The 12,776-nt window shown below is 35.6% G+C and carries 13 protein-coding genes; 5 read left to right on the top strand and 8 right to left on the bottom strand.

The window, feature by feature from the left end:
• The first annotated feature begins 55 nt into the window (after positions 1–55).
• The gene (locus tag DSM00_RS02430; protein ID WP_128756425.1) at positions 56–1,057 is read left to right on the top strand and encodes a TolB family protein; all 1,002 of its coding nucleotides are present in this window, start codon (positions 56–58) and stop codon (positions 1,055–1,057) included.
• Between the two features lie 64 nt (positions 1,058–1,121).
• On the opposite strand, the gene clpX is transcribed toward DSM00_RS02430, so the two are convergent.
• The 8 genes from clpX to DSM00_RS02390 form a co-directional block, all read right to left on the bottom strand.
• The gene (gene clpX / locus DSM00_RS02425) at positions 1,122–2,354 is read right to left on the bottom strand and encodes an ATP-dependent Clp protease ATP-binding subunit ClpX (protein WP_128756424.1); all 1,233 of its coding nucleotides are present in this window, start codon (positions 2,352–2,354) and stop codon (positions 1,122–1,124) included.
• Between the two features lie 72 nt (positions 2,355–2,426).
• Positions 2,427–3,101, bottom strand: coding sequence for an ATP-dependent Clp endopeptidase proteolytic subunit ClpP (clpP, locus tag DSM00_RS02420; RefSeq protein WP_128756423.1), 675 nt, complete (start codon positions 3,099–3,101; stop codon positions 2,427–2,429).
• Between the two features lie 150 nt (positions 3,102–3,251).
• Positions 3,252–4,574 carry a trigger factor gene (gene tig / locus DSM00_RS02415; protein WP_128756422.1) on the bottom strand — a complete coding sequence of 441 codons (1,323 nt, stop codon included), beginning with the start codon at positions 4,572–4,574 and terminating at the stop codon, positions 3,252–3,254.
• Positions 4,575–4,668: 94 nt separating this feature from the next.
• Positions 4,669–5,010 carry a phage holin family protein gene (locus DSM00_RS02410; protein WP_128756421.1) on the bottom strand — a complete coding sequence of 114 codons (342 nt, stop codon included), beginning with the start codon at positions 5,008–5,010 and terminating at the stop codon, positions 4,669–4,671.
• 80 nt (positions 5,011–5,090) lie between these two features.
• Positions 5,091–6,593 carry an SGNH/GDSL hydrolase family protein gene (locus DSM00_RS02405; RefSeq protein WP_128756420.1) on the bottom strand — a complete coding sequence of 501 codons (1,503 nt, stop codon included), beginning with the start codon at positions 6,591–6,593 and terminating at the stop codon, positions 5,091–5,093.
• 12 nt (positions 6,594–6,605) lie between these two features.
• The gene (locus DSM00_RS02400; RefSeq protein ID WP_128756419.1) at positions 6,606–7,841 is read right to left on the bottom strand and encodes an OmpP1/FadL family transporter; all 1,236 of its coding nucleotides are present in this window, start codon (positions 7,839–7,841) and stop codon (positions 6,606–6,608) included.
• 273 nt (positions 7,842–8,114) lie between these two features.
• Positions 8,115–8,885, bottom strand: a complete 771-nt coding sequence (locus tag DSM00_RS02395) for an alpha/beta fold hydrolase (RefSeq protein WP_128756418.1) — start codon at positions 8,883–8,885, stop codon at positions 8,115–8,117.
• Entirely contained in the window at positions 8,882–9,598 is a 717-nt protein-coding gene (locus DSM00_RS02390; protein ID WP_128756417.1) for a pyridoxine 5'-phosphate synthase, read from the bottom strand. The genes DSM00_RS02395 and DSM00_RS02390 overlap by 4 nt, the downstream gene beginning before the upstream one ends.
• Before the next feature lie 90 nt (positions 9,599–9,688).
• On the opposite strand from DSM00_RS02390, the gene DSM00_RS02385 reads away from it, so the two are divergent.
• From DSM00_RS02385 to DSM00_RS02370, 4 genes are all read left to right on the top strand, one after another.
• On the top strand, positions 9,689–10,351 hold the full coding sequence (locus DSM00_RS02385; protein WP_128756416.1) for a CBS domain-containing protein: 663 nt from the start codon (positions 9,689–9,691) through the stop codon (positions 10,349–10,351).
• 7 nt (positions 10,352–10,358) lie between these two features.
• Positions 10,359–11,243 (top strand): NAD kinase, encoded by an 885-nt coding sequence (locus DSM00_RS02380; RefSeq protein WP_128756415.1) that lies wholly within the window; start codon positions 10,359–10,361, stop codon positions 11,241–11,243.
• Positions 11,244–11,339: 96 nt separating this feature from the next.
• A complete protein-coding gene (porG, locus tag DSM00_RS02375) occupies positions 11,340–12,026 on the top strand; it encodes a type IX secretion system protein PorG (protein ID WP_128756414.1) in 687 nt (228 codons plus the stop codon).
• A 9-nt stretch (positions 12,027–12,035) separates the two neighbouring features.
• On the top strand, positions 12,036–12,776 hold the full coding sequence (locus tag DSM00_RS02370) for an isoprenyl transferase (RefSeq protein WP_128756413.1): 741 nt from the start codon (positions 12,036–12,038) through the stop codon (positions 12,774–12,776).

The raw sequence follows: 12,776 nt of genomic DNA, 5'->3' as shown, positions 1-12,776 counted from the left end.
GAATTTTAAAACACTTTAGCCAAAATAATACTTCAGGTTCTAAACTTCTCCTAATTTGACCCTAACAAATCATAACTCAAAACACGCTTACTATAAAAAGTTAGCAGCTTTGACACTAGCAGTAACATTACACTCTTTGTTACTGCTGGGGCAAAGCAAATCTAAAAAGCGTGACCTCGCATTTACAGTTATTGATGAAACTAACCTCAAGGCTCCCTCTAGTACTAAAGCAAACTTTACTTATCTAACTCAAGAACTGCCTATAAATACTTCGGCTTTTGAATACGCTAGTTGCATATATCAGAATGAATTAATTGTAGTCTCTAAACGTAAAGTTGGATCAATCGCAAAACCGAAAAGCACCATTGTAGATCAAAGCGACTATAAACTTATTGCTTTTGCACAAGATCAAAATAACTGGTCTCAAGGCCATTTGTTTGAGGATGCATTTATGGGGAAAGAAAATCACGGCGGAATCACATTTTCAAAAGATGAAACCCGAGTTTATTTTACAAAAACCTCTTTAGAAAATCCGCAGGTTTACCAACTTTATACAGCAGATAAAAAAAATAAGTTTGCAAATCATTGGCAAAATGAAAAAGCTCTAATACTAGTAAACAAAAAATATTCTATAGAACATCCTTGGATTAGCCAGTCTGGAAAGTTTTTATATTTCTCAAGCAATATGCCCGGTGGGTATGGAGGTTATGATATTTATGTGTCAGAGATTTATAAAAATGGAAATTTAGGAAAACCGATTAATCTAGGTGATAATGTAAATAGCATATACGATGAAAATTACCCCACACTCAACAATAGCGGGACTCAAATCTATTTTGCATCTAATCGAACAACGGGTTTTGGTGGTTTTGATTTATATAGCTCTTATATTAGCTCAGGAGATTATAGTAAATCTGTAAACCTTGGACCAAGTATAAATACTAAATACGATGAGGTAGGCTATATTACAACTTCTGATACTACAGGATATTTTAGCTCTAATAAGAATGCGTTGAGTAAAAATCAAAATATTTATAGTTTTACACAACAACACTAACTATTAAAATAAAAAAAAGGCTGTTACCGAAGTAACAGCCTTTTTTTGTTCGCATCATCTTTAATTAAGAAACTGCTTTTAATTTCTTAATCGTCGATTTTTCAAGTTTAAACTCTGCATATTCTTTATCCACTTTAAAAGAGGAAATATCAGAACTTGGTAAATCAAACATCGCATCTGTAAATATTGCTTCGCAAAGTGATCGCAGACCACGTGCTCCCAGTTTATATTCGATAGCTTTCTCAACAATATAGTTGAGTGCTCCAGATGTAATTTCAAACTCAATATCATCCATATGAAATAACTTTTCATATTGTTTGATAATGGCATTCTTAGGCTCGGTTAAAATAGCTCTAAGGGTAGCTGCATCAAGTGGATCCATATGTGTTAAAACCGGTAAACGCCCTATAATTTCAGGAATTAAACCAAAGTCTTTAAGGTCTTTAGGTATGATATATTTAAGCAAATTATCGCGCTCAATTACATCATCACTTTTACTTGCACTAAAACCTACCGCCTGCATATTTAAACGTTTACTGATAACACGGTCGATCCCATCAAAAGCACCGCCGGCAATAAACAATATATGCTCTGTATTTACTTCAATAAATTTCTGATCAGGGTGCTTACGTCCTCCTTTAGGCGGAACGTTAACCACTGTACCCTCAAGTAATTTTAGAAGAGCTTGTTGTACACCTTCTCCACTTACATCTCTTGTAATAGATGGATTATCCCCTTTACGTGCGATCTTATCGATCTCATCGATAAATACAATACCACGCTCTGCCTTTTCTAGATTATAATCTGCAGCTTGTAAAAGACGCGTTAAAATACTTTCTACATCTTCACCTACATAACCAGCTTCAGTCAATACCGTCGCATCTACAATGGCCAAAGGTACATTGAGCATTTTTGCAATGGTTTTTGCCATTAAGGTTTTACCTGTACCCGTCTGGCCTACCATAACGATATTACTTTTTTGAATCTCGATATCGTCATCAGACTCTGGTTGTAACAAACGCTTGTAATGATTATAAACTGCTACCGCCATTACTTTTTTTGTAAAGTCTTGACCGATAATATACTCATCTAAGAAATCCTTAATTTCCTTAGGTTTTTTTAAAGTAAGATCACTATTCAAGCCCTTCTTGTCAGTATCCTTAGCTTCTTCTAAAACTATACCATGAGCTTGTTCAATACATCTGTCGCAAATATGCGCATCAAGGCCTGCTATTAGCAAGCTGGTTTCCGGCTTTTTCCTGCCGCAAAAGGAACATTCTAATTCTTCTTTCGCCATAATTCATCAATTTGGTTTTTCAATATAAAACTTAAAAAACCAGTATTATTTCACTTTATTCGGTTAACCGATTTATTCTCTGGTAAGAATTTCATCAATCATTCCGTATTCAAGTGCTTTATCTGCTTTCATCCAGTAGTCACGGTCACTATCTTCGTGAACTTTCTCATAAGTCTGACCAGAATGCTTAGCTATAATATTATACAACTCTTCTTTTAAAGTGATAATTTCTTTTGCAGTTATTTCTATATCACTTGCCTGACCTTGAGCACCACCCATAGGCTGGTGAATCATTACACGTGAATGAGTAAGACCACTACGCTTGCCTTTTGCACCTGCACAAAGTAAAACAGCTCCCATAGAAGCAGCCATACCAGTACATATAGTAGCAACATCAGGTTTTATGAATTGCATCGTATCATAAATACCTAAACCGGCATAAACGCTTCCTCCCGGAGAATTAATATAAATTTGAATATCTTTTGAAGCATCTGTACTTTCTAAAAACAACAATTGAGCCTGTACAATATTTGCAACTTGATCATTAATTCCAGTGCCTAAAAATATAATACGATCCATCATTAAGCGAGAAAATACATCCATCGCTACCGCATTCATCTGGCGCTCTTCAATAATATTTGGAGTTAAACTTACAGGATACATGCTGCTCATGATTTTATCATAATACATGCTATTTACTCCCTGATCTTTAACCGCGTATTTTTTAAATTCTTCTGAGTAATTCATAGTTATCTTTTCAAAGTTCTAGGTTCACTAAATCCTAAAATTAAATTTCATTAAAAAAGGTGCTTGTAACACCTTTAGATACTTAGTAAAAAAAAGCGTCTTAACCTTACAGTTAAAACGCCTAAATATACTATTAATATCAGAGAATTACTAGTTATAGACTTCTTTCACAAACGTGTCAAAGGTCACTTCTTTCTCTTCTAATTTTACATTTTCTTTGAAGAAGTCAAGTAACTTCTTATTCATAAGCTGCTCAGAAAGACGCTTTACTTCATCTTGATTGCTTAAGATACGTGCAGCAATACCTTCTAGCTCTTCATCTGCAGGATCCGTTTGACCGTACTGAGCCATTTGCGCTTTAATCATTTCTTTTGCAAACGCTTTAATCTCTTCAAAAGTGATTTGCAATTTATTGTCTGCAATTACCTTACCTTCTATAAGCTGGTAACGTAAACCTTTTTCTGAACGTGCATATTCTTCTTCTGCCTGCTCTACAGTAAGTTCTTTCTCACCGCTACGCTGAATCCATTTTTTAAGAAATTCTGCAGGAAGATCAAACTCTGTATTTTCAATTAAAGCTTCTGTAACATCATTAAGCAATTGCTGATCACTCTGCTGCTTAAACTGGCCTTCACCTTCTTCTTTAATTTTCTCTTTCAATTCGGTAACACTGCTTATTACTCCAGGACCGTATAATTTATCAAACAAATCCTGATCTAAATCAGCAGCTACTCTATTGTTAACCTCTTCTATTTTAAAAGAAACCTCAAGGTTTTTTTCTTTAGCTTCTTCTTCAGACAACCCTAAAAATGACCTGTAATCACCAGCTTCTTTAAAAAGACCTTTTGTAGAAATGGTAACAACATCATCAACTTTTGCACCTACAAACGCAGATGTATTTGCCTTTCCTTTTAATTTATCTACTTCAAATGTAGTTTTCTTTTCAAAGCCTTCTTCTTCGTTCACAAAGCTTCCAGAAACTTCGTCACCTGCAGCAACTTCTTGCTTGTTTGTAAGTTTTCCGAATTGCTTTTGAATCGTTTTAATCTGATTTTCTATCATCTCATCGTCAACGATGATCTTATAGTTTTTGATCGCTTTTTTAGGTTTAAGATCAACTTCAAACTTTGGAGCTAATCCTAATTCAAATTCAAATGAATAGTCATCTGATTCCCAGTTTAAGTCACCCTGATCTTTAGGCAAAGGATTACCTAAAACATCCAGTTTCTCTTCAGTTAAATATTTTTGAAGATTCTCTTGTAAGAGCTTATTAACCTCATCAACTAATATTGCCTTACCATATTGTTTCTGAACAAGACCCATAGGCACGTGACCTTTTCTAAAACCAGGTATATTTGCAGACTTACGGTAATCTTTAAGCACTTTTTGTACTTTCTCAGTATAGTCCTCTTTTGCAATATCTATTTTCAGTACTGCATTTAACTCGTCAATATTCTCTCGTGTAATATTCATCTTCTAGTGGAATTTTCCTATAAAATTTGGAGTGCAAAAGTACATCTTTTTTACATCCTTACAAAGTTTTAATACTTTGACCATCAGTTGCCTTTTATTCCTCTTTAATTAAAGCAAACAAGATGGTTTGAAACAGCGATAAGAATAGACTGAAAATTAATGCCCACCAAAATCCATCTATCTCAAAACCAGTTACAAAACAATCTGCCAGTAATATAATTATAGCGTTAATAACTAAAAGAAAAATACCTAAGGTTAACACGGTTATAGGTAATGTTAATACCACAAGTATAGGCTTTACAATGAGCCTTAATAGCGCTAGTACAACTGCTACAAGTAAAGCAGTCATAAATGGAGTTACACTTGCACCAGGTAACAAATAACCTAAGAGAATAACTGCTATTGCAGTTAGTAATAATTTTACGAGTGTTTTCATAGTTCTGTTTTAGATATCTAAAATAAAAAAAACGCTACTCAATCGAGTAGCGTTTTACAAAATAGTATTCTAAATAATGATTAATTACTTTGACTTGCAGTCACTGTATTATAATCTCCTATATTAACCATAGGCACTGTAGAACCATAGGTTGCATTAATTGCCAGGATTGCCTGGTTTGCAAGATATGCATATCCTCTAGGTGTAGGATGTACACCATCTAGAGAGAAAGCACCACCTGTTGCAAATGTTGAAGTAAGCGTCCCTCCATCAAAGCTAATTCCACCATTTGCAAGCTGACTTAAAATTGCTTTAGCATCTACAAGGGCTAAGCCATTTGCCTGAGCTACAGCAGCAATAGTTGCGTTATAAGAAGCCTGAGCAGCTACTACTAATGCCTGTTCTGAAGGTGTTAAAACAAATTGATCTGTTACTGGAGAACCTACTCCTATTGCGCTTGAAGGGTCGTTAGGATCTACTAATGTCCCTAATATTGAAGAAGCTGTCAAAACAAAAAGATCATCTGGCGTAGCTTGTCTTAATTTAGGTAAAAACGTACCTGGAGCCGCTGGATTAGGTAAATTTGTAAGACTTTCATCAAGAATTACAGCAGCATTTTGACCTTCAACAAAGTTAATCGTGCGCGCGTCACGCTCTTCTGTACTTATAAATCCTAATGTTGCATACTGCGACATTCCACCATTGTATTGGGCATAGGCCTGATTAACTACTGAAGCTGTCCCAGCATCTAAAGGAATCGCATTATAAGGTACTGTTGTAAAATATGGTATAGAAGTAACGTCTGGAATGTTAAATAAAACACCGCCTGTAGCCGATGCCATTAGTGCACTTACTTCTTGAGAATACACACTTGCAAAAACTTGCGGATCAGTAATATCATTAGCCCCATAAGTTGCAGGATTTAAATTTCCTTTCTGGTCAACACCTATTCCACCACTGGTTGCATAACTAAGAATATCATTATTACCTATCCATAGCGAGAAAAATGTAGGTTGCTGTGCAGCAGCATCAGCAATTATTGTAGCATTAGCCTCTGATGCAAAACGTACAAAATAAGGATTAGATGCACCAGTAGCAACTCCCGCTATATTACCATATCCAGGAGCTACAAGATGAAAACTCTTTGCTCCAGGAACGCCCATATTATTAAATGGACCACTTAATAAATTTGAGATATCTGTAGTAGGTGTACCACTTAGTCGCACAGGCCCCGGATTACCATTAGCACCTACTGCAAGTACAAAGCGATTTTCTGTTATTTGAGTGCCGTTTGCTAAGAGTCCCCCAAGATTATCATTTACTAGAGGCTGCTTAAACTCACCACCGCCTACTAATGCAAATTGTCCAGCTAATATATTAGGAAAACTCGTGTTTTGCCCTGTAATATATAAAGCTCCATCGGCATAACCAGAGGTTAGCGAATTACCTACTGAAACAAAGTTTGAAAAGTCTGCAGAGCCATTTGTATAAACACCACCATCTTCGATAGCATTTTCAAATTCGGCCTCACAAGCTGTAAGAAACACGGCTGATAAAGCTAAGTATTTTATATAATTTTTCATGATCTAGCTAGTTTACATTTTATATGTCACACCAATTCCTGGAGCAAATGCACTTGATTTGTAAGTACCTCCAAAAGAAGAACCATCACTCACATAATCATATGACTCATCAATTTCTTCAAATCTCAAATACAAGAAAGATGCATCAATAGCAAAATTGTTAGAAATCGCATAAGAAAGACCTGCGGTAAAACCGTGACCATCATTACGCGGAGTTTCTGGAGCAAAATATCCTGAGCGTATAGGAGTCTGGTCATAATAATAACCTGCCCTCAAAGAAAATTTCTCACTCGCCTGATAGGCAAATCCAAACTTATAAATAGAAGAGTTGTCATAATTACGTGGATTTATAGATTCTTGACCATTTCCAAAAACGATATCTAAATCTTCATATACATCCCAGAAAGTACGGGTAAAATCAAAATTGAATGCCCATTTCTGACGCTGGTAAGACAGTCCTACCGTAAGCTCTGCTGGTAAAGGAAGAGAAGCTTCAAAACTTGTCTCACCATTATCTGGAACTAGCGGAGAGTCTGGAAAGTTGGCAAATGTCGCAACTCCTTCAGTAGATTCTAAAATAATTTCAGAACGGTAACTTGCACCTATACTTAAATCATCTGTTACATTAAATAGTGTACCTACAGACCAACCCCAGTTTGTAACACCAGAATCATCTACTGTAATGTTAGAGCGATTACCTTCTAAATCTGTAAGAGTTCTGTTTGCATTTCTATTAAAGTTAACGCTACCAGTCACAAAAATAGGACCACCCCCTACACTAAATCTATCATTAATTTTAAAGGAAACTAACGGTTGAATGTAAATAGCCGCAAGATCAATATCATTAACTAGATGTGAACCTGCCCAATCTGTAGGCCATTCTACACCACTACCGTAAGGTGTATAGACTGCTAGACCTAAACTGAATCTTTCATTTAGCGCATAAGAACCATATAAATAAAATGGAGTACCCGCAGAACTGTCTGTATTTGAGAACTGTCCTGTACTTGTGTTTTGCCAAGCCACATCAGAAAAAACGCCAAACCCACCGGCTGAAACGTTAATCTTATTTTCTAAAAAAACCAAACCAGCCGGATTAAAAAATGCAATCTCAGCACTGTTTACGTAAGCCACACCGGTGTGACCCATCGCAAGAGCTCTTTGCCCTTGAAGTCCTACTCTATAACCTCCCGCAAACGTTATCGCACAGGAGAATAAGAATAAAGACGTAAATAAAATTTTCTTCATGCTTTAAAGGGGGTTAAAAATTAAAATCTAATAATTAAATAGCTAAAATTATGAATCTAACAAATTTTAAGCATTTTTATCACGATATTTATTATGTATGCATAATAAATCTGTGAAAGCAATTTTATGAAAAATTCGGGAGTTGTAATAACTATTCTTAATAATTTATTAATCTCTAACGTAGAATTTAATGATTTAACCCACTATAGCCTCTATTTAGATTGGTTAAACTGAAATTTACTTCCCTTTATGTATGTTTTATACCACAAGCACTTAGCCTAAGAATTGCATAACTTCCTTATAAAAGTCTTCAGGATTTTCAGCATGAAGCCAATGTCCTGCATCTTTAATACCTTTTATTTCGGCATTTGGGAAATGTGCATGTATAAGATGTTCATCATCTTGAGAAATATACTTGGATTTCATTCCCTTAAGAAACAAAGTTGCTCCTTCATAGATAGTTTGAGTAGGCAAAGCCTCTCCTATTGACTCAATTTCTTTAACCAGAACAGGAAGATTCATTCTCAAGGCGAGTGTTTTATCTTTTTGCCAATATAAATTTTTCAGCAAAAATTGCCTCGTTCCCCAATCTTGAATATAATTTTCTAAAAAAGCATCTGCATCACCACGAGATGACCGTGCTTCTTTACTAGCAGATAATGCTTGAAGTCCCTCTAAAATTTGCTGATGATGTTGTGGGTATTCCTTAGGACCTATATCTGCAATAATCAATTTATCTACAAACTCCGGATAGCGAATAGCAAAAAGCATTGCTGTTTTACCACCCATAGAGTGACCTAATAAAATAATTTCTTTTAAATTCTTTGCTTCGCAATATGCCTTTAAATCATCTGCAAGTACCTCATAATTAAAAACGGAATCATGAAAACTTCTACCGTGATTACGCTGATCTACCAGATGCATTTCATAACCTGCTTCCTCAAACTGGCTGGCGAGTGATTTCCAGTTATCACCCATCCCTAAAAATCCGTGAAGGATAACAAAAGCTTTTCCAGAACCAGAAATGTTGCTGTGTAAAATCATTTATCTAAGGCTTTTAAATAAGATTTTATGGTTTTTTCTAGTCCGTCGTAAAGCGCTTCAGCAATTAACGCGTGACCTATAGAAACTTCTAATAAATCTGGAATACTTTCAGAAAAGAACTGAATGTTTTCTAGAGACAAATCGTGACCAGCGTTTAAACCTAAATTTAAATCCTGAGCAAGTAAAGCAGCCTCTACATATGGTTTCACTGCACTTAGCTGACCATTTTTAAATTTAGTTGCAAAATCTTCAGTATATAATTCTATGCGATCTGTACCTATAAGTTTTGCACCCTCGATCATCTCAGGAATAGGATCTACAAAAACCGACGTGCGTATGCCGTTACGTTTAAATTCTTCTATAACTTCTTTCAGAAAAATCTTGTGTTTTACCGTATTCCAACCTGCATTAGATGTAATTGCATCTACAGAATCTGGCACGAGTGTCACTTGCTCAGGACGAACTTCTAAAACAAGATTTATGAATTTTTCTACCGGATTACCTTCAATATTAAATTCTGTAGTAACTACATCTTTTAAATCGCGGGCATCCTGATAACGTATATGACGTTCATCTGGACGCGGATGTATTGTAATGCCTTGTGCTCCAAAGCGCTCAATATCTTTTACTGTCTTGATAAGATTAGGAACATCTCCTCCACGTGCATTACGCAATGTGGCTATCTTATTAACATTTACACTTAATTTTGTCATTTCAATAATTGTAACTTTGCTTACAAAAATACGAAGTAGCACAGGCTAACACCTTATTTTTTTTTAATTAAATTGCATCTAGCAGAAGCTATGAAAATAACTGACTTCATAATTAAAGATATCGATCCTTTAGATGAGCGCCTCCTAATGGGAGATGCGCAAGATCTTTTTACTCAGACAACGTACTCTCATGTCCCTATTATAAGAAATTCAGTTTATGTAGGTTGTCTTAATGAAAATGATGTGCATTGCCATGAAGCAGAAGAAATAATAGCCGATAATGCACATATGTATGAGATCTTTTTTGTGCGTACAGATACTAATTGGCTTAATGTATTAGAAGCATTTGCTCAGAATAATACCAATTTAATGCCGGTACTTGATGAGAGTACACGAGGATACTTAGGATATTATGAGCTGGCCGATGTAATGACCTACTTTAATAATACCCCGTTTTTAAATGAACACGGAAGCATCTTAGTTATAGAACACGGTATTCACGATTATAGCTTTAGCGAAATAAGTCAGATAGTAGAGAGTAATGACGGTAAGGTATTGGGAGCTTTTATTTCAAAAATAAAAAACGATGTCGCTCAAATTTCAATAAAAATAGGCGGCAACACGAGCTTCAATACCATTCTTCAAGCTTTTAGACGTTATGGCTATATTGTAATTTCAGAACATCAAGAAGATGCATTCATAAAAGATTTACGAGAGCGTTCTCAGTATCTTGAAAAATACCTAAATATATAATCCCCATATGAAAGTAGGTATCTACGGCCAATTTTATCACGAGAATTCTGGACATTATGTGCAACAGCTACTTGACTTATTGGATCAAAAAGGTGTAGAAGTTATTATTGAGGAGAACTTTCTGCGTCTCATTCATGAAAATGATGACATTAGTAAAACATACTCTCATTTTAGCACTTTTGAAGAATTAGACACAAGTTACGATCTCTTCTTTAGTATAGGAGGAGATGGTACAATTCTACAAACCGTAACTTATGTTCGTGATTTAAATATTCCTATTGTAGGTATTAATACTGGTAGGTTGGGTTTTTTAGCAACTGTTCAGAAAGAAAGATTGGTAAGCTCTGTAGAAGAAATTTTGAAAAACAATTATAGCATATCAGAACGTTCACTTATTGCCATTAAAACATCCCAACCCAATGAAAACTTTGAAGAATTAAATTTTGCTTTAAACGAAGTTACGGTAAGCAGAAAAAACTCAACTTCAATGATTTCTGTAGACACCTATTTGAATGGGGAAAAACTTACAAATTACTGGGCAGACGGTCTTATTATATCAACTCCTACAGGCTCTACAGGTTATTCTTTAAGTTGTGGAGGACCTGTAATTACACCTATGACATCAAGTTTTATAATTACACCTATTGCTCCTCACAATTTAAACGCAAGACCTATTGTAGTGCCTGATGCTACAGAAATTAAATTAATTGTAAGCGGTAGAGAACAAGAACATCTGGTCTCCTTAGACTCCAGGATTGCTACATTACCTATTGAAACTGAGATTACCCTCACAAAAGCTTCATTCAAGATAAAATTGGTACTTCTTGAGGAAGATACTTTTCTAACTACCTTAAGAAAAAAATTACTTTGGGGAGAAGACAAGCGCAACTAAACAATAAAATCGTACTTAATTGGTTTACAAAAGACCACAGAATCATTTTTGAGTCTGCGTAAACAATATTGCTATATTTGCAAATTTTTAAAACCTATGCGGTATTTATCCACTATCATTATTGCACTCTTCAGCAGCTTATTAACTGAAGCACAAACCTATGAAATAGGCTTATATGGTGGGGGTACAAATTTTATAGGTGATGTGGGCAAATCTAACTACATCGCTCCAAACGCCCCTTTTATTGGAGGAATTGCAAAATGGAATCGTAGTCCGCGACACGCATTTAGAGCTAGTGTAGTCTTTGCAAATCTGGAAGCTGCAGATGACGCAAGTGACGACCCAAGGAGACAGCAGCGGGATTACGAATTTAATTCAACCTTTGTTGAAGCTTCTCTGGGAATAGAATATACCTTCTGGGATTATGATTTACATAATAGCTTTACTAAGCCTGCCACCCCTTATTTATATACGGGATTTACCTACTTTTACCACGACGTTTTTAGACTAGACACATCTGAGGATGAACTTGTAAATATAGGATCTGAAGGAAATTTTGCAATACCTATGGTTGTAGGATTTAAAGCTCTGGTAACCAATTCTATTATTGTAGCAGCAGAGCTTGGAGCACGCTATACATTTACAAATAATCTGGACGGAAGCTATTTAGGAGATGGAGAAAGTAGCTCTTTTGGAAATATAAATAATAATGACTGGTATATGTTTACAGGTCTTACCGTAACATATACCTTTGGACGACAGCCGTGCTATTGCGGTTTTTAAGTATAAATAATGGATTTTTTAGACGAAATAGATCACGATAAACTGCCACAGCATATTGCTGTTATTATGGATGGTAATGGTCGCTGGGCTAAAAACCAAGGATTGTTACGCGTTAAAGGACATCAGAAAGGTACAAAGGCAGTTAGAGAAACTATAGAAGCTTGTGCAGAACTAGGTGTTGCTTGTGTAACGCTCTATGCATTCTCTACCGAAAACTGGAACCGACCTAAGTTTGAAGTTGACACTCTGATGAAACTTTTAGTTTCTTCTTTAAAAAAAGAAATTAAAACACTTCAAGACAACAATATATCTCTTCATGCTATTGGCAATCTCTCGAGCTTACCAGAAAAAGCACAGCGCGAGCTGGAAGAGGTAAAAGAAAAAACAAAAAAAAATTCACGACTACGATTAACGCTGGCATTGAGCTACGGCTCAAGGGAAGAACTGGTAAAAACAGTGCAGGAAATAAGTCTTAAAGTTAAAAATAACCTAATTTCGCCACATTTAATAAATGAGGCAGTCATTAAGGAACATTTGTACACTCATGACTTGCCAGATGTAGATTTACTTATACGCACCAGCGGTGAACAACGCATAAGTAATTTCTTATTGTGGCAAATAGCCTACGCCGAGCTCTATTTTACACCAGTGCTCTGGCCAGATTTTACAAGAAAACATCTGTACGAAGCAATATATAATTATCAGAAAAGAGAACGACGATTTGGAAAGACGAGTGAGCAAATTAACTAA

The sequence above is a fragment of the Leeuwenhoekiella aequorea genome, assembly GCF_004104375.1.
Taxonomy (GTDB): domain Bacteria; phylum Bacteroidota; class Bacteroidia; order Flavobacteriales; family Flavobacteriaceae; genus Leeuwenhoekiella; species Leeuwenhoekiella aequorea.
The sequence above is the reverse complement of the archived record's forward strand: the minus strand, read 5'-3'. Positions and strand labels throughout refer to the sequence as shown.

What these genes read in the sequence shown, in the direction of transcription:
- DSM00_RS02380 (WP_128756415.1), top strand. Translation starts at nt 10,359, where the DNA reads ATGAAAGTAGGTATCTACGGCCAATTTTATCACGAGAATTCTGGACAT.
- DSM00_RS02395 (WP_128756418.1), bottom strand. Translation starts at nt 8,885, where the DNA reads ATGATTTTACACAGCAACATTTCTGGTTCTGGAAAAGCTTTTGTTATC.
- tig (WP_128756422.1), bottom strand. Translation starts at nt 4,574, where the DNA reads ATGAATATTACACGAGAGAATATTGACGAGTTAAATGCAGTACTGAAA.
- DSM00_RS02390 (WP_128756417.1), bottom strand. Translation starts at nt 9,598, where the DNA reads ATGACAAAATTAAGTGTAAATGTTAATAAGATAGCCACATTGCGTAAT.
- clpX (WP_128756424.1), bottom strand. Translation starts at nt 2,354, where the DNA reads ATGGCGAAAGAAGAATTAGAATGTTCCTTTTGCGGCAGGAAAAAGCCG.
- DSM00_RS02400 (WP_128756419.1), bottom strand. Translation starts at nt 7,841, where the DNA reads ATGAAGAAAATTTTATTTACGTCTTTATTCTTATTCTCCTGTGCGATA.
- porG (WP_128756414.1), top strand. Translation starts at nt 11,340, where the DNA reads ATGCGGTATTTATCCACTATCATTATTGCACTCTTCAGCAGCTTATTA.
- DSM00_RS02385 (WP_128756416.1), top strand. Translation starts at nt 9,689, where the DNA reads ATGAAAATAACTGACTTCATAATTAAAGATATCGATCCTTTAGATGAG.
- DSM00_RS02370 (WP_128756413.1), top strand. Translation starts at nt 12,036, where the DNA reads ATGGATTTTTTAGACGAAATAGATCACGATAAACTGCCACAGCATATT.
- DSM00_RS02405 (WP_128756420.1), bottom strand. Translation starts at nt 6,593, where the DNA reads ATGAAAAATTATATAAAATACTTAGCTTTATCAGCCGTGTTTCTTACA.
- clpP (WP_128756423.1), bottom strand. Translation starts at nt 3,101, where the DNA reads ATGAATTACTCAGAAGAATTTAAAAAATACGCGGTTAAAGATCAGGGA.
- DSM00_RS02410 (WP_128756421.1), bottom strand. Translation starts at nt 5,010, where the DNA reads ATGAAAACACTCGTAAAATTATTACTAACTGCAATAGCAGTTATTCTC.